The sequence below is a fragment of the Fluviicola sp. genome (assembly GCF_039596395.1).
Classification (GTDB): Bacteria; Bacteroidota; Bacteroidia; order Flavobacteriales_D; family Crocinitomicaceae; genus Fluviicola.
The window spans coordinates 1-21897 of record NZ_JBCNJT010000005.1; the positions used below are offsets into that span (position 1 = coordinate 1).

17 protein-coding genes are annotated in these 21897 nt (G+C 42.1%); 9 read left to right on the forward strand and 8 right to left on the reverse strand.

Annotation, left to right across the window (positions count from 1 at the left end):
* Window positions 1-280: 280 nt before the first annotated feature.
* Window positions 281-1264, reverse strand: a complete 984-nt coding sequence (gene pfkA, locus ABDW02_RS19455; RefSeq protein ID WP_343637602.1) for a 6-phosphofructokinase — start codon at window positions 1262-1264, stop codon at window positions 281-283.
* Between the two features lie 49 nt (window positions 1265-1313).
* On the opposite strand from pfkA, the gene ABDW02_RS19460 reads away from it, so the two are divergent.
* The 6 genes from ABDW02_RS19460 to ABDW02_RS19485 all read left to right on the forward strand — a co-directional run bounded on the left by ABDW02_RS19460 (window position 1314) and on the right by ABDW02_RS19485 (window position 7429).
* Window positions 1314-1919 carry a sigma-70 family RNA polymerase sigma factor gene (locus tag ABDW02_RS19460; protein WP_343637604.1) on the forward strand — a complete coding sequence of 202 codons (606 nt, stop codon included), beginning with the start codon at window positions 1314-1316 and terminating at the stop codon, window positions 1917-1919.
* Entirely contained in the window at window positions 1909-2955 is a 1047-nt protein-coding gene (locus tag ABDW02_RS19465) for a tetratricopeptide repeat protein (RefSeq protein WP_343637605.1), read from the forward strand. The genes ABDW02_RS19460 and ABDW02_RS19465 overlap by 11 nt, the downstream gene beginning before the upstream one ends.
* 139 nt (window positions 2956-3094) lie before the next feature.
* Window positions 3095-3508, forward strand: a complete 414-nt coding sequence (locus ABDW02_RS19470) for an OsmC family protein (protein ID WP_343637606.1) — start codon at window positions 3095-3097, stop codon at window positions 3506-3508.
* 97 nt (window positions 3509-3605) lie between these two features.
* Entirely contained in the window at window positions 3606-4376 is a 771-nt protein-coding gene (locus ABDW02_RS19475) for a LuxR C-terminal-related transcriptional regulator (RefSeq protein ID WP_343637607.1), read from the forward strand.
* A gap of 135 nt (window positions 4377-4511) precedes the next feature.
* Window positions 4512-6959, forward strand: a complete 2448-nt coding sequence (locus ABDW02_RS19480; RefSeq protein WP_343637609.1) for a T9SS type A sorting domain-containing protein — start codon at window positions 4512-4514, stop codon at window positions 6957-6959.
* Window positions 6960-6985: 26 nt separating this feature from the next.
* Entirely contained in the window at window positions 6986-7429 is a 444-nt protein-coding gene (locus ABDW02_RS19485) for a hypothetical protein (protein ID WP_343637611.1), read from the forward strand.
* Window positions 7430-7478: 49 nt separating this feature from the next.
* On the opposite strand, the gene ABDW02_RS19490 is transcribed toward ABDW02_RS19485, so the two are convergent.
* On the reverse strand, window positions 7479-8621 hold the full coding sequence (locus ABDW02_RS19490; protein WP_343637613.1) for a 3-hydroxyacyl-CoA dehydrogenase NAD-binding domain-containing protein: 1143 nt from the start codon (window positions 8619-8621) through the stop codon (window positions 7479-7481).
* A gap of 85 nt (window positions 8622-8706) precedes the next feature.
* Entirely contained in the window at window positions 8707-9480 is a 774-nt protein-coding gene (locus ABDW02_RS19495) for an enoyl-CoA hydratase-related protein (protein WP_343637615.1), read from the reverse strand.
* Between the two features lie 439 nt (window positions 9481-9919).
* Between ABDW02_RS19495 and ABDW02_RS19500 the strand changes: the two genes are divergently transcribed.
* Window positions 9920-10939, forward strand: coding sequence for a hypothetical protein (locus ABDW02_RS19500; protein ID WP_343637617.1), 1020 nt, complete (start codon window positions 9920-9922; stop codon window positions 10937-10939).
* Window positions 10940-11177: 238 nt separating this feature from the next.
* Complete coding sequence (locus ABDW02_RS19505; RefSeq protein ID WP_343637619.1) at window positions 11178-12272, forward strand: hypothetical protein; 1095 nt, start codon at window positions 11178-11180, stop codon at window positions 12270-12272.
* A 1-nt stretch (window position 12273) separates the two neighbouring features.
* On the opposite strand, the gene ABDW02_RS19510 is transcribed toward ABDW02_RS19505, so the two are convergent.
* From ABDW02_RS19510 to ABDW02_RS19530, 5 genes are all read right to left on the reverse strand, one after another.
* Window positions 12274-13284 (reverse strand): WYL domain-containing protein, encoded by a 1011-nt coding sequence (locus ABDW02_RS19510; RefSeq protein ID WP_343637621.1) that lies wholly within the window; start codon window positions 13282-13284, stop codon window positions 12274-12276.
* Between the two features lie 37 nt (window positions 13285-13321).
* Window positions 13322-15103 (reverse strand): histidine kinase dimerization/phosphoacceptor domain -containing protein, encoded by a 1782-nt coding sequence (locus tag ABDW02_RS19515; protein WP_343637623.1) that lies wholly within the window; start codon window positions 15101-15103, stop codon window positions 13322-13324.
* A gap of 181 nt (window positions 15104-15284) precedes the next feature.
* Window positions 15285-16718 (reverse strand): TonB-dependent receptor, encoded by a 1434-nt coding sequence (locus tag ABDW02_RS19520; RefSeq protein WP_343637625.1) that lies wholly within the window; start codon window positions 16716-16718, stop codon window positions 15285-15287.
* 39 nt (window positions 16719-16757) lie between these two features.
* Complete coding sequence (locus ABDW02_RS19525; RefSeq protein WP_343637627.1) at window positions 16758-17837, reverse strand: cytochrome c peroxidase; 1080 nt, start codon at window positions 17835-17837, stop codon at window positions 16758-16760.
* Window positions 17834-18607, reverse strand: coding sequence for an MbnP family protein (locus ABDW02_RS19530; protein ID WP_343637629.1), 774 nt, complete (start codon window positions 18605-18607; stop codon window positions 17834-17836). The genes ABDW02_RS19525 and ABDW02_RS19530 overlap by 4 nt, the downstream gene beginning before the upstream one ends.
* Before the next feature lie 104 nt (window positions 18608-18711).
* Here ABDW02_RS19530 and ABDW02_RS19535 point away from each other — a divergent pair, with 104 nt between their 5' ends.
* Entirely contained in the window at window positions 18712-21858 is a 3147-nt protein-coding gene (locus ABDW02_RS19535; protein WP_343637631.1) for a UvrD-helicase domain-containing protein, read from the forward strand.
* The last annotated feature ends 39 nt before the right edge of the window (window positions 21859-21897 follow it).

Below are 21897 nucleotides of genomic sequence, written 5' to 3' on the forward strand. Positions count from 1 at the left end.
TTTTAAACTCTCACTTGTCAGCCCTTTGCTCGTTTGCGGGGTGCAAAGGTAATCATCTTTTTTATTCTGCAAAGCTTTTTAAAAACTTTTTTTTGATTTCCTCTTTTCCCTCCTTTTCAATCTCTCCATTTCCGAAGCGCCTATCGTTCTAAGCGGTGGCAAAGGTACTCACTTATTCCACTTTAACAAGCCTTTTTTAAGATTATTTTGTGAAAAAGTTTCCGGCAAACTGCTAACTCGTTGAAACAATAGTTTTTAAAGTTTAAACTTTTTTTGAATTTTATCCTTTAGTAAGGAGTGACTTCAGCAGTTCTATGCCGGAATCGTCCTTTGGAACGTTTCCGGTAGTGCCTTCCAGAATATTTTGAAACACCAAATCTTTTCCGATTTGGCCGATCATGACCGATTTTTTTCCTTCTATTAATAAGTCAACAGCCTTCGCTCCCATCCTTGTTGCCAGGATCCGGTCGCTTGCAGATGGACTTCCGCCACGTTGAATATGCCCCAAAACAGAATACCTCAGTTCGTAGCCCTCTAAAAAAGGTTTCACTTTTTCCATGATTTCTTTTGCTCCGCCTTCCTCATCACCTTCCGCTACTATAATAATAGAACTGCGAATTCCTTTGTTTTGATTTTTTATTTCACGGGCAAGTAACTCAATATCCGTTAAAGTTTCAGGAATCAACACGGATTCTGCGCCACTTGCTATTGCACTATTCAATGCAATATACCCGGAAGCTCTTCCCATTACTTCCACAAAGAACACCCGGTGATGACTCGAAGCCGTATCCCGTATCTTGTCGACCGCTTCAACAACCGTATTCAAACAGGTATCGTATCCTATTGTAAAGTCTGTGCCATGAATATCATTATCTATTGTTCCCGGTAATCCGATCACCGGAATGTCAAATTCCCGGGTTAAAGCCATTCCCCCGGCATAAGTTCCATCGCCGCCAATAAGGATTAGTCCTTCTATCTGGTGTTTTTTTAAATTGGCAACAGCCTCTTCTCGTCCTTCAGCAGTTTTAAAAGCATCGCTTCTGGCAGTTCCGAGAATGGTACCTCCCAAATGGATAATGTTATTTACATCCTTATAAGTTAAGGGACGAATCCGATCTTCAATCATTCCTTTATATCCGTCTTCTATCCCGAATACTTTCAGGCCTTTCCCGATACCGGCTTTCACAACCGCACGAATACACGCATTCATACCCGGGGAATCTCCTCCCGAGGTCAAAACCCCAATTCTTTTCAGTCCACTCATAACAGGTATAAATTTAAGTGCTTACTTTTATATATAGTATAACTCGTTTATGGAATTATTTCACCTGATGCATCTCTTTGTCATGATGTTGTTTCAACGCGGACATAAAAGGTACAGCAATCTGTCGGACCTGGAGCTGATACAGCTTTATAAACAGGAAGAAAATGTGTTTACCATACCTTTATTATATGAGCGTTATAGTCATTTGGTATTAGGAACCTGCATCAAATACCTGAAACGCTATGAAGATGCGGAGGACACAACCATGAAAATCTTCGGAGAATTGAATCAGAAAATTGAGAAACACACGATCCAGCATTTCAAATCCTGGTTATACCAGGTTACTAAAAATGAGTGCCTGATCCATCTGCGCAAGCAAAAAACACATCAAACACCTATTCATGAAAACCTGCTGCAGGCAGAAACAGCCGAAACGGAAGAACTTCATGAAAAGGAATCCAGGCTGACAAAACTGGAACAAGCTATCCAACATTTAAAGGATGAGCAGCGAATCTGCATCGAATTGTTCTATTTAAAGGACAAAAGCTACCAGGAAATTAGTGATGAATTGAATATTCCTTTAAATAGTGTGAAAAGTTCGATTCAAAATGGAAAAAGAAATTTAAAAATCTGGATGGAAAGTCATGAAGAATAAAGATTACATATCCCGAAACGAATTTGAGAAGCTCTTACAGCATTTCCCGAAGGAAGATTCCAATGAACATCTGAGCGATTTTGACCGTGATGCACTTGAAGGATGGAAGCAATCCAATGTACCGTTTTCGAAAATGAAACAACTGGACCGCAAAATGAACTTCCCCAAAATCAATTTTACTCCTTATCTATTAGGTGTATCTATTTTGGCCCTTGGGATCCTCGCATTTTTCCTGCTTCGCAATCCTTCGGCAACCGTTGCAAACAAAAAACCGTTGCTTGTGAAGGTTGAAAATACGGATATTCACATTCCGGAGGAGATCGATACATTGAAAGCAATTCCTCAAAAAGACCAGATTACCGTGCGGGAAATAAAAACTTCTCAAACGGAGATCAAAAACATTCCGGCGGAAACTAAAAAGGAAGAACTAATCGATATTCCCTTCCCCCAATTGGTTCTGGAACCGCTTCCTCCCGTGATTGAGCAAAAACCGGTGACGGTATCCAGGCAGAAAATTGCCAAGGAAATCTATCTGCAGGACCTGAAAGCGATTGATTATTCCCAATACAGGACCAAGCCAAGTGTTCAGATCGAACAGATCATCCTTACCGGAGTTCCCGCCGATCAGAAAGACAAAGACGATGTAGTTCCGGAAGAACCGCAAAGGAAACTGGTGAACATTCCTTATATGGACTACCTGGATAAATCCCTCAACTACACGAACAGGGGAAAATGGAAACAGGCACTTTCCCGTTTCAATGAAATCCTTAAAAATTACCCGGATGATGTGAATGCCCGTTTTTATGCCGGTTGGTGTTATTACAATCTGGGACAATATAACGAAGCCTGCGTAAACTTTTCCGCCTGTCTGCAACTGGAATTTTCCAATTTCAATGACGAGGCAGAATGGTACTTGGCAGAAAGCCGCCTGGCGAACGGTGATAAGAACAGCGCAAAAGAATTATTTGTCAAAATCAGGAACCAAAAAGGATTTTACTCCAAACAGGCTGAAAAAGTATTGAAAACCTGGAAATAATGAACTCATAAAATACGTTATCTTACCGGAATCAAAGTGGCCGGTAACTGTCCGGTTGTTTTGGAAAATGGGTTAGTGAAGGGAAAGCACACTAAGAAATCCTTCCCTGAATTTGGTTTCATCATTAAAAACAAACACCATGAAGAGAAAAGCAGAAGCCGTTTGGAACGGAACAATCAAAGAAGGAAGCGGACACATTACCACGCAAAGTACCACCTTGAACAAAACACAATATTCGTTCAATTCCCGTTTTGCTGAGGGAGTCGGTACAAACCCGGAAGAATTACTGGCTGCAGCACATGCAGGTTGTTTCACGATGAAACTGAGTGCCGATCTGACAGAAGCCGGTTACAATCCGGAAGAATTGAGAACCAGTTCAAGCATTACGCTGGATAACGGAAAAATTACACTTTCGGCATTGAAGTTAACGGCAAAAATACCCGGAATTTCCAACCATGAATTCCAAAAAATTGCACAGGGAGCAAAAGAAAACTGTCCGGTAAGCGGAGCTTTTAGTTTCGAATTGACTTTGGAGGCAGAATTGATCTCCTAAAAATCTTCTTCATGAATTCCTTCCTGCTAAAAAAGTGGGAAGGAATTAACCGTTTTTCGTTTTTATTCGTTAATCTAACAGGTATTTAACGAACACTATGAACGAACTGACATCCCTTTTCAAAACATTCTGCAAACAAGCTATTGCAGATCGCACCACACCGCTAACGGATCTGCAAAAACAGCACATCGTAGACTCATTGAAGAATTCACCCTTCAGAAGCGTCGTCCAGGCTTACTCCGTGCTTGACTTTCAAACTTATGAGCATTTAGCCGCAGAAGGATTCGACACCTATTTCGGTTATCAGAATCAGGAAATAACTGCCGAAAAAATTCTTGAGATTGTGCATCCGGAGGACCAGGAGGCTTTTGGAAAGTTGTATTACCTCTGCCTGGAAGGATTGATGAACATGCCGATAAGCACCAAAGGAATCGGGCATTTTTGTATTTCTTACCGTATGCGCGATGCAAATGGAAATTACCACAAAATACTGGAGACCAACAACATTCTGGAGTGTGACGCGGCAACCAATATTCCGCTTGTCAATCTTGCACAGATTTCTGTACCGATCGAACCACCCAAAAGTAACCTGGTCAATTATTTCTTCAAGATCAAAGATGAAGCAAACAGTGTGGAGATAATGCACGGTTACCTGAGCCAATACAATTCCAGAGTAAACATCTTTACAGACAACGAAATCAAAATCTGTCAATTGCTGAAACAAGGAATGACCAGTCAGCAAGTTGCCGACAGAATTTTCCTCTCCAAGCATTCCATTGACAAATACCGGAAAAACCTGCTTGCAAAAACTGAAACATCCAATACACCTCAACTAATTGCCTACCTGGAAAATATCAACGTCATTTAATTTGTGAAGAAGTACTATTTATGGTATTGACCCGTGGAAAATTCTGTTTTAGATTTGGTTCAACTGCAGTTTTCAATAGCGGCGCACACCGAAAAGCCTTAACAGAGTAGGTAACCATTATTTAGTACCATATTTATGAAATCACTTTTTACATTAGTAATCCTGGCAGCAGGATTAACCTGGACAGCCCATGCTCAAAACTGGAGTACGGCCGTCAATTCCGGAGGAGCAAATACCCAAAGTTCAACAGGTGTTGCAGAACAAATGGACGGAAGCAAAGTTGTTGTAGGAACTTATAGGGGAAATTCGCTATTCGGAACATATTCCCTCCCTTGGGTAACGTTCAGTTCAGATCCCACTAATTCAAACCTAAATAGTTTCATTGTCAAATACAAACCCAATAACACGATCGAGTGGGCAACACGCATTTGTTCCGCATATGGTGCACAAATTTCTTCCGTTTCTACGGACAATTCAGGAAACACTTATGTGTGCGGGATGTACAGCGATGTTTGCACCTTGTATGATTCTGCCCATGTATCTTCACCTGCAGGTACTTTATACAACGGTGTCGGGGCGGCCGGAGCTGCAAGAGGATTTATTGCCAAATATTCCAAAACCGGGGTCCTGAAATGGTTCCGGAACGGAATCGGTGCATACGCTACAGATCCCGAATGTATGGCTGATATTAAAATCAGTGAAGACGGAACAACATTGGTAGCTACCGGCAGGATCGTCCGAACATCTCCCATTATTCTGGGCGGAGGTTCGGTTGTGACCGGTTCTTACTTACTTTGGCTGAACCCCGCTACCGGAAGTTCGGTCCGGGCAGTGAATTTCACAAACGATAATCTTACAAGCAATCCTTATTCAACAGGATTATGTATTGATCACAGCAACAATGTTATTGTAAGCGGAAAATTAAGCGGTGGAAGTTATACCGTAAAAGGAATAACCAATACCATTCCGGTAACGAGCAATAATAGTGGTACGGCAACCATCTATGCGAAATACAATACATCGGGAAATGTATCCTGGGCGAAAGTAACCAATGCTACATTGAATAACACCATAAGCACTCCATCATCTATTATTGTCGACGATCTGAACGACATCTATATCAGCGGATGGGTAAAAGCTCATACTACGACGGATTATTACCTTCAATTTCCCAAATCTTCAGGATATGATGCCGTTCAGGTAGTAACTACCTCACCAAATCATGTCTACGTAGTGAAACTAAGTTCCGGTACAGGATATTCATTGTGGAAATGCTTTGGCCGAAGATCAGCTTCCGGAACAGAAGTGGTTTCGCTCACAAAAGGACCGTGCGACCAGATATTTGTGGGCATAAATACCGAAGGTACAAATCCTTCCTTTACGGATGTAGCTTCGACGGCACAGGCAATCACGAGTCCGCAGCAAGCCAATACCATGATCTTTAAGATAAACACAAACGGGATATTCCAATCAGCCAATCCCTGGGCGATCTATAACATGAACAGCTTATCGCGCTCTTTCATCTCCACCTATGGAAACGGAAAAGTACATTGTGCCGGGAGTATTGATGTTTCCACCACACTAACAGGGGTTTCCGGCACATTTAGTCCAAGTGGCCGAGATGTATTTCTTGCTTCATTCACCGATAACAGTGCTGCTCCGATTCTTAGTTTGAATCCTACCAATACTTATTGTCCTTACCAGAATATCCCCCTGAATGCTTCTTCTTCAGCTGGAACAGCACCTTTTACCTACAGCTGGGAAATCTGGAACAATAGTACCAGCAGTTATGTGAGCCTTGGAACAAATTCCACCGGATTGTTCACCCTGACTCCTCCGGTTTATAATCCATATATTTATACCTTATGGAGTTACCAGGTCATTGTTGCGCGGGTTAGTGTCACCAATTGTTCCGGAATAACTTCTTCCGAAATCCGTATCATTATTATCGAAGGAAATGTCAGTTACAGCCAGGTGAATGAGGTCGAAGTCTGTTATTCTCCTTCTGTTCCTGCCCCCGATGCGGTATTTTCCGTTAATGCTGTAAATGTTGGTTCCTATACCTGGATATACAGTGCTGACAATGGTCTAAACTGGGATTATTGTTACAATTATCTGCCAGCTGTATTTCAAAATAACCTATCCGCAACGATGACTGTTTTAAATCCGACACCCTCACTGAACGGATTCCTGTTTCGGTGTATCATGACGGGATGTAATACCGTTGCAAGTGAGCCGGCATTATTAACAGTTATTCCTTGTACGATGATTGCTCCCGGAGATGATGTCAGAAATAAGCAAGCTCTGGCCGGAGGTGATGGAACCCATGCGATTGAATGGAACATGTACCCGAACCCTGCGAATGATCTGGTAAAATTTGAAATTACTTCAACGGAACAGGATTTTTCGGGTGAATGGTCGGTTATTGTTTATGACATGACCGGTCGTAAAATCCGCCAACAGCAGATAAGAGACGGTAAGTGTTCAGTTCAGACAAACGAGTTTACGAATGGAAACTATTTATGTGTGATCAAACACAACCAGGAAATTGTAAGCAATAAGAAATTGATCATTGTACACTGATTTTAATCATAACAAACATTTGAATTATGAAAACAACATTATTTGCAGTATTTATACTGCTAAGCATTTCAACATTTTCACAAACAAAGGTTTCATCCTTATGGACAGTTTCCAATACCAGCATTGTTCCTGGTTGTCCGTATGAAGTTTGTTTTTACATGGAGCTTCGCTATTCCAGCACCAATACTCCCGTGCCTGGAAGTAATGTAGCGGTTTGTCATACTATTTCAACAGGGAGCTCTGCGAATTTTTCTTACCCTGCAAGTCCCGCGCCCGGAATTGTCACCGCTTTAACCGGTATTAGCATCAAGATCGGAACAACAACTTATCCGGTTTCTATCAACCCAGCACCACCGTATGAAACCATTTATGACGCTTGCGATGACCTGGAACCAGACTGTGTCACACGTTGGAGAAAAAATGGCATCAATCTGTATGAAATACACGGTGAATGCCTCACAGGCGGGTAAAAGATCAAAAAAAGAGGCTGTTTTGATACAGCCTCTTTCCTATTTAATGTTATTTCGCCAATCGTTTCAATAACGGGTTCGGTCTGTAACGGTCTTCACCGTATTCCTCAAAAAGATTCTCCAATCTTGCAAGAACCGTTTTCAATCCTATTTCTTCCGACCAGGCTAACAGTCCTTTCGGGTAATTCACTCCTTTGGTCATAGCCGTATCGATATCTTCCCGGCTTGCCACATTCAGGAACAAAGCGTCATAAGCTTCATTGATCAGCATGGCTAAAATACGGTCCACGATTTCCTGTCCGACTTTTTCGTCCTTTTTCGGAGCAGGCATCTCCACTCCTTCCGAATAATCGTAATACCCTCTTCCTGTTTTTCTTCCCAGGAATCCGGCTTCCATATGTCTCTTTTGAGTAAACGACGGTTTGAAACGCGGATCATAATAGAATGCGGCAAAAACGGTTTCGGTTACTGTATAATTAATGTCATTCCCGATGTAGTCCATCAATGTAAACGGCCCCATTCTGAAACCTGCCAATTCGGTCATGGCCCAGTCGATAGTTGCAAAATCTGCAATTCCTTCTTCGTAAATACGCAATGCTTCTCCGTAGAAAGGTCGTGCCACGCGATTTACAATAAATCCCGGAGTGTCTTTACAAATAACCGTCAGCTTGCCCCAGGAATCAATGATCGATTTTGCGGTATTCAACGTTTCTTCGCTCGTTTGAACGGCCGGAATGATCTCAACCAATGGCATCAGCGGCGCAGGATTGAAAAAATGAATCCCAATCACGCGTGAAGGAAATTTCAATACGGAACCGATCGACGCAATAGACAAGGAAGAAGTATTCGAAGCAATGATACATTCCAATCCGACAATTTCTTCGATCTCTTTGAAAACAGCATGTTTGACTTCCAGTTTCTCAACAATGGCTTCAATGACCAACTCCGATCCTCTGAAATCCGTCAATTGGGTCGAAAAAATCATCCGGTTCAACAAATCATTTTTCCCGTTTTCATCCAGGTTTCCCTTTTCAATCATGCGATCCAGTACTTTATTCAAGGACAGTTTCGCTTTATCCAGTTGCACCTGGTTTACATCTACCAACACAACCTCGTGCCCCGATTGAGCCGCTACCTGAGCAATTCCTGCTCCCATCGTTCCGGCACCTAGTACCCCTATTCTACTTTTCATTAATTATGAATGAAAGAATTATCAATTATCAAGGGAAGCTCCCCTCTTACTCAATTGATAATTCATAATTGATAATTTATCCGAACTATTTTCCCTTAAAAACCGGGCTTCTTTTCTCCATAAACGCATTCACACCTTCCGCGAAATCTTCCGATTTTCCTGCAAGCGTCTGCAATTGTTCTTCAACTGCCAGCTGTTCTGTCAGGTTATTCGTGAAGCTTGCATTCATGGCGCGTTTTGTCAAACCTAAGCCATAAGTTGGCATTGAAGCCATATTTTCTGCTAGCTTCGTCAACTCTTCTTCAAAAGATTCGTCTGAAACTGATTTGTAGATCATATTCATTGCTGCAGCGTCATTGGCAGAAACTTTCTCACCGGTCATCATCAGTGCCATCGCTTTTTGCATACCAACCAAACGCGGCAGGAAAAATGTTCCGCCGGAATCAGGAATTAACCCGATTTTCGAAAACGCCTGAATAAAAGATGCAGATTCCCTGGCGATCGTCAAGTCACAAGCCAGTGCGATGTTTGCTCCTGCTCCGGCAGCAACTCCGTTTACTCCTGCAATTATCGGTTTCTCGATAGTTCTGATTCGCTCAATAATCGGATTGTAATGATCTTTTACAATGGATTGCATTTCAGGGCCGTTCGGATCCGTTGCTTCTGCTAAATCCTGACCAGCACAAAACGCCTTTCCTTCTCCTTTAATGACAATAGCCCGGACTTTCTCATCCTTTTCGCAATCATCCAGAGCCTTTTGCAAAGCCATCGCCATTTCTTTATTAAAACTATTGAAAACCTGCGGCCTGTTTAGCGTAAGCGTACAAACCCCATTTTTAAATTCTTGAATCAGTGTCATTCTTGATTTTTTAAACAAAGATAGAAAAAGCACTTTCCCGACATGCTGATTTCAGATAAATCTTCGCGATTGCCGGGTTCGTATATTACCACATCTACAGTCGACCGGATGTTTAAACACCTAAGTCCTGAAATTTCATTCAAATTTTAAATCCCGCACTTATATTTTTAAAATTTCTATCTAAAACCGTCAACTATAATTGCCGTTTAAAAATTATCTGAAAAAGAATAACTTATAACTAATTTTCAGCAAAGCCTTTTAAACAAAGGGCTTTCAGAGTTGTTAAAATTTAATTTTCAGTTCAAAAAAATTTGAAAAATGTATTTCGATTTAATTATCTTGCCCCCAACCATTATAAATACAGACCATGTTGAAATCCGCCATTCTCTTATTCACATGCTGCTTTTTAATCGGTCCGCACTACTCTCAATGCACAAACGTGGGATCAAGTTTAGTAGCACCCTATGTAAGCAATACCTCCGACAAAGGAGTTATGTTTGACATTTTACCATCGAAAACTGTTACCATCACCTGTTTCGAGGCGAATCTTCCCGCTTCTTCAATCGGGAACTATGAAATTTATTACAGGCCCGGAACCTACATCGGTTCGGAAATTAAACCGGAGAACTGGCAACTTATCGGTTCTTCCACAGCTATTCAAAGTGCCGGTCTAAATACGGGAACTGCTTTGGAAATCCCGGTTAATGCGGTTATGCAGGCAGGACAAACCTATGCATTCTACATTACGTCTTCGGACTCAGCCTTGTCTACCGGGCTTCTCACTACGGACAATCCCGGTTATGTACTAATCTCTGCTAATGAAGACATGGCAATCTGGGGAGGAATCGGGGTGAACTATCCTTTCAATACGGTTAAATTAAACCGGAGTTTTAATGGTACAGCCCACTACACGCTTGGAAATACACTGGCAGTAGAATTTGTTGATTTTTCAGCCACCAGGTCAAATTATTCTGCCCGGCTGGAATGGCAGACAGAAACCGAACATAACAGCGATTACTTCGAAATTGAACGTTCCGCAAATGGTTGGGATTGGGAAAGGCTAGTTACCACTGAGGCAGCGGGTGAAAGCACTTCACCAACACACTATCACGAAACGGATGCTGATCCGCTTGAAAAGATTAGTTATTACAGATTGAATCAATATGATCTGAACGGAACAAAAACAGTCATGAAAGTCGTATCCTTTAATAACGAAATCGAAATCCCGGAAAATGAAATTCGTGTGTCCCCGAACCCGGTCACTGAACGGGTCATGGTATTCGGCGATAAATCCGAACTAAAGAATTTAACGGTTTATAATTCAATCGGCCAGGACGTTTCAGATGCCGTGACAATTACCAGCCACAATGGTTATTCGGAGGTTTATTTCGAAAATCAGCAGGAAGGCGTTTTTATTCTGAAATCCAAAACGAGTTCTCAGATCTTGATCAAAAAATGACTTATTGATAGTTTCTACCTGGCTTTGATCCGGTTTATGATGTGTTTCCACAATTATTCAGGTTCGATCACAGCGATCCCGCCTCCGGAACTCATGATACTCCGGATCATTTTCCAAAAGATAGCCTTCATTTCGAAGGTGGATTTAAACGTTAAAATTTTGGTTTGGAAGTGTTAAAAATCGGGAAACTCTACTTCAATTTCCTTAACTTGCTGTAAACCATTATTTACGTCAGGTCATGTTGAAATCCACATTTCTCTCGGTCGCATGCTGCCTGTTCATCGGCCATCATGCTTTTACTCAATGTATTGCCGGAGGATCGAATGCAGTAGCGCCCTATGCAAGCAACAGTTCCAACAAAGGAGTTATGTTTGACATCACAGCAACAAATACCGTAACCATTTCGTGTTTTGATGCAAATCTACCGGCTTTATCCGTCGGAGGTTATGAAGTTTATTTCAAAACCGGAACTTACGTCGGATTCGAAACCAATGCGGCAAGCTGGACTTTACTGGGATCGGAAGGTTCTCTTTTGAGTATCGGGCTGAACCTGGCAACACCCATCAGTGTTCCGGTCAACAAAACAATCCTTGCCGGACAAACCTATGCTTTCTACATCACGGCTTCCAATCCGATTCTGTCTACCGGTGTATTGACCACAACCAATTCCGGTTATTCAGCAATCACTTCCAATTCCGATTTAACCGTTTATGGGGGAGCGGGAATTACTTATCCTTTCGGGACAGTTACGGCCAACAGGGCTTTCAACGGAACGGTTCATTATATTCTGGGAGATCCGCTTCCTGTAGAATTCCTGGATTTCACCGCCGTGAAAGTAGATCAATCCGTTCTTTTGGAATGGGAAACCGAATCGGAACACCACAGTGATTACTTCGAAGTGGAACGCTCCTTGAATGGAATTGACTGGAACCGGCTTTTAACCGTCAAAGGCGCTGGCGAAAGTTCCGTGAAGGAAATTTATCAGAAAATGGACGACAATCCACTGGACGGAATCAGCTATTACCGGCTCAATCAGTACGATTTTGACGGTACGAAAACATCTCTGAAAACCATTTCGTTCAACAATAAAGTGGAAATCGGGGAAAACGACATCAGGATCTTCCCGAATCCGATCATCGATCGTTTCCGGGTTTTCGGTAATCAATCAGAACTGGAAACCCTGAAAGTGTTCAATTCGGTCGGCGAAGATATTTCCGGGAGTTTAACAATGACCTGTCACGAAGGATTCACAGATGTTGTTTTTAAAGACCAGGTTGAAGGTGTTTTTATCTTAAAATCCAAAACGAACTCCCAAATCCTGATCAAAAAATGATCTATTGATAGTTTTCTACCAGGGCTTTGATCCGGTCTATGATGTGGTTCCGCAATAATTCGGGTTCTATCACAACGATTTCACCTCCGTAACTCATGATGCTCCGGATCAATTCTTCCGAAATATAGACTTTCATCTCGAAGGTAGATTTGTTCTTCCCTTCCTTGATCAGTCTTTGCGATGCATGGAAAGGCTGCGATTCAATGTATTTTGCTGCAATATTATCTGCTTTGAAAACAACGGTTTCCGGCTTGCCGTTACTGGCCGTAATCCCGATTGCGTGCTCAAAGAACTGGTCCGGGTTGAACGGGATCGGTGAACGGAATACTTCTTCCGAGTTTTGAAGATCGTAAATCCGGTCCAAACCATACGTAATGATTCCTTCCTTGATCAGGTCGTAACACAATAGGTACCAGCGATTGCGGTATTCTTTCAGTAAAAGCGGAAGTACTTTACGTGCTTTGCGTTTTTGCGTTTGGAAACTTTCATAGTCAAAATAGATGACTTTTCCGTCTTTGATCGCATTCAGAATGGGATTCAGGAATTCACTTCCGCGCGAAGAAACGGGAGTTTCAAATTCTACAAAACGCTCAATGGATTTGTCGTTGATGTCATTCGAAATATTCACGCGGTCCACAATCTTATCGATCGCAAAGCCAAATTGCTTGAACATGCCCACGTCCTTAAACTGGCTCAGGGTGTTTGCCGCAAAACGGATCGCTTCAATATCCGATTCATTCAGCGGAATTTCATCCAGTGAAAACTCCGGATCGCTATAGTAATACCCGTTATATCTTTTGGAATATTTGATTGGCGCATCGTGCTCCATCTTCATAGCGAACATGTCTTTCTCAATGGTGGAATCACAAATATTTGCCCCGTCTACGCTTCCGAACAATGCTTCTTCACAAGCCTCACGTAATTGTGCTTTTGTCGGATAAGGCTTATAATTATTTCTCAGGGCACGGTCAATAATCCGGAATCTCAACAAGGCATTCTTAATATGCGGCATAACGACAAAACTTTCAATCTAAAGTATCAAAAAAAACTCAATTTAACTTGGAATGACGCTCATCAATTGCAAATTCGATAAACAACCCGAAGCCTTCGCCGGAATTCAAATAGGTATAATCGGCATCCAATTGCTGGATAAAAGCACTGATAATTTCCACACCGGTAGAAGATTGTTCTAAAAACTCCGTTTTTCCTTTGTATCCGATTCCGTTGTCTTTTACTAGGAGTTCGTAGTTGAGGCTTTTCTCCGGGTTATTTTTCAATGCAATTTCAATGATTCCTTCTTGTCGTTTGGCGAATGCGTGCTTATAGGAATTCGAAAGCAATTCACACATGATTAATCCCACAGGAACCGCATAATCTATCGCCAGGTTGATCTCCTCCACATTCACGATCACTTCGATGTGTTTGTTGTAACTGGAAAAAGATTCGCCCATTTGAGAAATCAGTTTATTCAGGTAAGCTCCCATTTCCACATATGCAGAATCATTATTCAAGTGAAGCTGGTTATGGATCAAAGCAATGGCACGAATACGTTCCTTGCCTTCTTCCAGGATCCGGAGTGCTTCTTCATCATGTACATTCCGGGATTGCAGGTTCAAAATACTCGAAACCACCTGCAGGTTATTTTTTACCCGGTGATGAATTTCCTTCAAAAGGCTTTCTTTCATCGCCAGCGCATTCGAAATTTCTTTGTTCTTATCATCGATTTCTTCTTTTTGAAGCTGAAGCACGCGGTTCGAATCACTTTTCTGGCGGATAAACAGGTACGAAATACTGATGATTACCACAATGCTCATCAAAATCAGGATCAGGATTAAGCGAAGCTGCTGATTTTTCCCGCGCTCCTCTTCCAATAAATACTGGTTGGATTCCGTCTGAAAGTCCTTTTCCAATTCAAAAACCAGGTTTTCGCTTCGCAGATTTTCCAGTAAGTCATCCACTTCATTGCGTTTCACTGAAAAATAATACATAGAATCCATGTTGTTCTTTAGCTCGTAATAGTGCTCCAAACATCCGTACACCTGGAATAAATCGCGCAATTCCGTGGATTTTTCGTTTTTGAGTACTTTGTCAAAATATGGCTTAGCCAAATCCAGTTGATTGGTATACAAATAAATTTCACCCAAACTGGCATTGGCGTACTGTTCCGCAAATTTCCAGTGATTGAACCGGGCAAGGTTTTTGGCAAACCGAAATTCCTTCAGTGCTTTTCCGATATCGTTATTGAAGAAATAGACTTGTCCCGCCGAATTCGCAACCTGGAAACTATAAGGAGCACTCATTTTGGTTACTAATTCTTTGGCTGCAGCTATCTGTACCATTGCTTTGTCAAATGCCCCCTTTTCACTGTAACAGTTGGCTAATACCAGGCGACACTGCAGCAACAGGTATTTGTCGGACTTATTGGATTCATTCAGGATTTTAGTCGCTTTTTCAATGAGCACATCATAATCCTGACCCAAACTTTCGTACACGGCACTGTACAAATCGAGGTATAATTTGTCCTGTTTTTTAACTTTAAAGAAGAACTGGAAGCGTTTGGCTTTATTGATTTCAAACTTTACACGGGCGTAATCACCATAAGCACTGAAAAATTTGATCTTCTTAATGGTGATGCTATAGTTGATCTCCGCATTGTGGAAATGACTGTACTTGTTGTCTAAAAAGCGAAGGGTTTCATTGGCTTTGGAAATATCCACGATCATTTCTTCCCGTAAGCGCTGGATTTCCCGATTGAATTGTTCGTGATCGTATTTTTTTTGCTGCGAAAAACCTGAAAAGGTGCAATGAATGAACAGAAAGGCTAAAAGCAAATGCTTTTGTTTGGATAAAAGTAGACTTTCTGAAAATAGAACCATAGGTATCGTGAAATAGCAGCTTCCCTGACCAATTTAAGGAATAATTATACACTAAATAATTTTTCCAACAAAACTTTTCAGGCTTGGTTTTCCAAGCGATCACTAATTCACTAACAATCAGGATTCTCTCCGCGAACTAAGCGTTTACCGTGTCTTTCTTTTTGTCGTAACCGAAAAGTTCGTAGTACTTAATCGCTTTCACCACGTTTTCCGGAACATCCTGTTCCCAGCTTGTAATTCCCGCACGGATTTTCGACAATACATCGTCTGAAAGAATTTTCAATGCTTCCGGATCAAAATTCGAGATCGCTTCCAGCTTGTTGTTATCCTTCAGGAATTGCACCAATCCGCGTAAATGTTTCGGAATGGTCAATTCGTCCAACGTATATAATTCACCGGTATCTACATTCAATGCAGGATACACATACATTTTCACATTGTGCCCGAACCCGATTCCGAAAGCTTCCAATAAACCTCCCGGTAAATTGTCGTAATAGCGTTCGTCAAAAATGGTATGCAGGTTGTAAATTCCGGCAATAACTCCCATTTTCTGACCACGTGCGATCGTTGCCAGGTAATCCAGCATTTTATAGTGCTTCAGATAATTGGAAATCATCACGGTATATCCAAGTGATTCCAATAGTTCAGCGCGGTCAATAAAGTCTTTGTCTGAAATTTTCCCGTCTGCCGTCAAATCTTTCAGGGTCAGCTCGAAAATCACCGACAGGTTATCTTCACGAACACCTTCTTCTTTCAGGAACTGTTCCGTTCCATGAGCGATCATGTCCAAGTGCACTTTCGTAACCGGTCTGAAACGACCGCGCATCAACAAAATATTCTTTTTATACAATGCTGCCGCAGGTTGGAGAACTGTTCCGCACAAGTCAAACATCGTTGCGTCTGTCATTCCTCTTTTTACCAGGTTCAAAGCGATCAAACGGTTATCCGCCAATCCTACGTCCGGTCCGGAAATACGTAACATATCCACTTCTACACGATCTCTTGGAATGCGGTGTACCAGGTTTGTCAGGAATTCATCCAGATCATCCGTTGAAAAGTAAGCCGCGTGAATCAGGTTTACACCTAAAATCCCCAATGCTTCCTGTTGTGCCTTGTGCGAATTATCGTGCATCTTGACGTGCAGGATAATGTCATTGAACTCGCCTCCCTGTTTCAACTGGAAACGCAATCCAACCCAACCCTGGCCCTGATTGGTCTTGTGATAATTTAAAGATTCAACGGTATTACAAAATGCGAAGAAACGGGCAACTTCCTGTTTTTTAGGAAGACGCTCACATAAGGTATTGTATTCTGTTGTAAGCATGGTAACCAAACGCTGCTCACAAACATACCTGGATGCAGCGCCATACATCGCATCCGATACTTTCATATCGTAAGCCGATTGCGTATACGCAATGGTTCCGGAACTACCTCCCGCTTTAAAAAAGTTGGCTGCTACTTCCTGTCCCGCTCCAATTTCAGCGAAACAACCATAAATGTCACTTGTTAGATTAATTTTCAAGGCTTTCTCCTCGGTGGTTAATCTTCTTTCGTCTACCATTTCTTCCATATCACTTGTACAAATGTACTAACAATTAGACTTACTTCGTTAAGGGTTTAACGGTTTAAAGTCAGGATTAGTTACAAAATTATGATCTGTTAACGTTAATAAAAAGGCTTTCAACTGATTACGTTGTTCCGTATTCAAATGAACACCGCCCACACTTGCAAATTCGATCAGTGGATCGATTGTTTCAGAATGTTGAATTCCAGTCGAATAATGTTCAATTACATCATCCAATGACGCAAATCTTCCATCGTGCATGTAAGGAGCTGAAAGTGCAATATTTCGAAGCGAAGGAACCTTAAATTTCCCGTTGTCATTCGGGTTATTGGTTATTGCTCCCCTACCCAAATCCGAAAAAACAGCATCCAACCCGTTGTTTGAAAATTTCTGAACCTGCATCAAAGTTCCGTTATGACAGTGAAAACAATCTGCTCCGTTTAAGTCTTTAAACAAATCATATCCGGCCCACTCTTCGTTTGTGATTGAATTTTTAATTGCCAACTCGGAGGAAGTCAGCGGAATATTATTTGCAAACTTATACATCACATCGTATTTGGATTCACCGGAAATCATGGTCCGCAAAAACTGCGCCAGTGCTTTCGCTACGTGACTTGAGTCAAAATCGATCACACCGAATGCTTTGTAGAACTGGTTACGGTAAACAACATCTGATTTCAGGCGCGCCACGGCATCTTTCCATTGCATGTGCATTTCAATGGGGTTTTGAACCGGTTCCAAAATCTGTTCTTCCAGCGTATGCGCCCGTCCGTCCCAAAAGTAACTGGTTTGCCATCCGAGGTTAATCAATGCCATTGCATTCCTCACACCAATAGCTCCGTTTACTCCCTGGGAAAACTGATTTACATCCGAAAATGAGGCATCCGGTGCGTGACAGGAACCGCAGGAAATCGTATTGGTCAACGACAATTGCTTTTCGTAAAAAAGCATTCTTCCCAGCAAAACACCTTCTTCTGTCATGGGATTATCTGCCGGAATATTCATTTGTGGAAAATGGCTCGGGATCTTCAAAGTGTACGAAGTCGGATCATACCCCACTTTTTCTTTCGTACATGCCAGAAAAAGAATCAACAACCCCAATATTCCAAAAAAGAAACGACTCATAATGCACTGATGGATGCTGCGAAATTCTGCCGCACTTTTTCTGTTAGTGCACTTTGAGAAGCCATACTGTGCGTGGTGAACTCTGTTTTCACATCGATCGGGCTACCCGGGTTCTCAAAGAAATTCTTCATATCCAGTTTCAGCCTGCTGTTAAATAGTTTCGTACTGACACCATCGGATTGAGTCCACTGGATATTATTGACTGTTTTTGAGGTATAGTATCCATCCGTTCCGACGTGATACACCAAATTGTGATCGCAGTTCGTAATTCCGTCTGCAATCGTATCCACCTTTGCCTCTACTTTGAAAAAAATGTATCCCGGATTCCAATCCCAATGCATGTCATTCGCAATGGCAATATTCAAAGGATTGGACGCAGGAAAAAGGCTCGGATCATTGTGATTGATCGTACCCGGGACACCTATTCCGAATTGAATGAACGTGGAAGCACCCGGACCGATTCCGGTAACATCAAAAACAAGATCTCCATGCAATCTGAAATCAAACAAAGCGGCATCTTTCAAAGTATTTCCACCTGCCTGGATATCTGTAAAATAAGCTTTCAATTCAATTATTTTGACTTCGAAACCATTGCTCAATGTATAAACAGAATCCAGTTTCAGATTGGTCGAGCCGAAAACCGGCTGCATCCTTAAAATACTTTCGGGAGGAGTTGCCATATCACCGTGACCGGGCGATTCATCATTGTCCTTATTGCAGGAGAATAAGGCAACAAATACAAGCAACGCAAGAATCGAAAGATGTTTCATTGAGATGTTTTCCCAAATTTAAGCCAATGCTCAGAGAATTCCTAAAAAAACAAAGGGCTTCCGGCGGATTTTCGGTAATTTCGGGAGATTATTGATTGATCGGTATGAATTCGGATGTAAGCAAGCCTTTTTTGATCGTAAACGCTTCTGCCGGAAGTGGTAAGACGTACAATCTGGTGCGTAATTATTTGCGTTTGCTGCTCTCTGAAAATGACGACAGGGCCGAAATCAGTCAGATCATGGCAATGACTTTCACCAACAAGGCAAGTATCGAGATGAAATCGCGGATCATGAGCGATTTGAATAAGCTTGCCAACGGAAAAGAAGAGTCAACGGCTTACCTGGAAGAAATTGCCGGTTTTGTAGGTACAACTCCAGAAGCAATCCGTAGCAGGGCGCGGGTAGTCCTCCGGAAAATCCTGCATCAGTATGAAGATTTCAATGTGATGACCATTGACAAATTCAATCTGCGGCTGATCCGTTCTTTTGCCCGTGACCTCGATTTACCCGAAACATTCGAAATTTCACTGGACGATACGCTGATTCTTGAAAAAGCGATTGATGAATTGCTCAGCAATATTGACGCGAAGAATCAAACGAAGCTCTACCAGCTTGCCTTGAATTTCGCAAAATCGAATCTGGAAGAAGAAAACGACTGGAACCTGAAGAAAATCCTTTTGTCGAAAGCCAAAGTACTGACCAACGAAGGGTATTTCCAGATCATCCGGACTCTTTCCAAAACAGATTTCAATAAGGAACAGCTGGAACTCTGGAAACTGCAGTTCAAAGCAGAAAAAGAAGAACTGTTGATCCGTTTGAATTCGCTGAACCGTTTGCTCCTGGAAACAGGTGTGGACGCCAATGCTTTTGCTGGGAAAACCACCACCTTCAATCCGATAATTTTCAATCTGAAACTGCCTGCGGAACCAATTCCTTTCCTCAAAGACAGTAAACGCACCGACGCCAATCTGAAGAATATCCTGAAGACAATTGAAGAAGGAAAAGAGACGCAATTCTCCCCTGCTTATGTGGATTTTCTGCGTTTCATTGCGGAAAAAAGCCCTTACTGGATTGAATTGGATTTCAAAATTCAACAGTTCCATTTGCTTTCCATTCTGAAAGAACTGGCGCTCAGCATGGACGATATCCGCAACAAGGAATCCATTATCCGTGTAAGTGAATTCAACAAACTGGTTGCTGAATTGGTTCAGAATGAAGATGCTCCGTTTATCTATGAGCGTTTGGGTTCCCGGTTCAATCACTTCTTTCTGGATGAATTCCAGGATACTTCGCGCCTGCAGTGGCTGAATATTGTTCCGCTGATCCACAATTCCCTGGGAGGAAACTATTTCAATTTCATTGTCGGCGATCCGAAGCAATCCATTTACCGGTTTAAGAACGGTGTAGCAGAGCAGTTTATCGCTTTGCCTGAAATTTACAACCCGGAAGAAGAACCCTCCATCAAACTGCGTTCGCAATTCTTTCAGAAAATGGGAATCGTGGAGGGTTTGGAGGATAATTGGCGTTCGGCAGCTGAAATCGTCAACTTCAACAACCTGTTCTTTGAAGAATTACTGCAATTCATGCCGGAAAGTGGTCAGGAGTTTTATAAGCATCTGAAGCAAAATCCGAAAGGCAAAAAAGGCGGTTATGTGGAATTGCTGATGAATCCGCAAAAGGATCTCGACACCGCCAAATTCACAAACAGCCAATTATTGAAATGGGTGCAACAATGCATTGCAGACGGATATAAACCACATGAAATCTGCGTTTTGGGACGAAAAAAACGCGATTGCAACCAATATGCGAATTTCCTGAAGTCGCGCGGGTACCAAATCGTTTCTTCCGACTCCCTGTTGGTAAACAGCGATCAGTACGTGCAATTGGCTATCTGTTATTGCAAATGGAAGGTCAACCGTTTCGACTTTCAGCGCGCCATGCAATTTGCCTATTTCTACTTTGAAATCCTGGACAAAGAAGATGCGTTTGAAACTTACGGAGCTTGCTTTTGGGTGGACGCCGCTGACTCCAAATCCTATTTTTCGGAACAGCTTTTCTTCGAAAACAGCCGCCTGAATGAAGACTTTCTGGATGCCAGTTTTCAAAACATTTATTCCCTGCTGGTCGATTTTTTAATGCTGGTAGGACTGGATTCCATTGAAAACACTTACCTGCAGCAATTACTCGATCTTGCATACCAGTTCGACATGTCAAACGGTCCGGACCTCATGGAATTCATCAATTATTATGAGAAGAACCGGAGTAAATTCAGTGTTCAGCTCTCTGAAAACGAGCAGGCCATACAAATCATGACCGCTCACAAATCAAAAGGACTGGAATTTCCGGTGGTGATTATCCCTTCCTTTAATTTTTTCAGTGAAGGAAACAACAACGATTCGTTTTTAATGGAGATCAACGACCACATCATCGAAACGAAGATGAGCAAGTTTGAGTCCGCCATTCCCGCCATCCAGATCGAAGCGGAAAAGGAAGATGCCGCTCAAAAAATGGACGCTATCAACCTGTTGTATGTTGCTTTCACCCGTCCGCAGGATCGTTTGTATGCGCTCAATTTAAAAGGTTCCCGGAACAGTTTTTACGATAAATTTAATACGATCTTAACGACTTTATTTCCGGAAACTCCGCAAGAAAATGGCTTTCACCTGAAATATGGGGAAGCTCCGGAAATCAAACACCATTCGCGGAAAAACACTTCTGATTACAGCCCTTTATCCATTCGCAACTTTTTGTGGTTCCCGGAAATCAGCATTCAGTCGACCAAAGAACAGGAAGAAGACAGCCTGACCATGGAGCAGCGGATCGGGAAGCAATTCCATTTTATTATGGAAAAATCCCATTCGAAAGAAACTGCTTTTTCAGCTTTGAAAACAGGCCTTTTGAAAGGAGAGATCGAGCAGGATTTCGAGGAAAAACTGACTATTCTGTTAGAAGAAGCTTTTGAAAATCAACTGTTGGTAAGCTTATTTGAAGCAGGCAAACACCTGAACGAACGTACGCTGATCTTCGATTCCAAAACACGTTTGCGACCGGATAAACTGATCGTTTCGGATGAGCAAACTATAGTTATCGATTTTAAGACCGGGGAAAAAAGTGACAAGCACGTGAAACAAGTATTGGGTTATATGACAGTGTTGAAGGAAATCGGAATGCAGTCGATCAAGGGGTATTTGTATTATTCCGGTGGAGCCGGGCTGGTAGAAATTCCCATGGAGAATCCCCAACTGTTCTAATCCTCTGTCTCAAAATTACGCATCCCGAAAGTGCGGGAT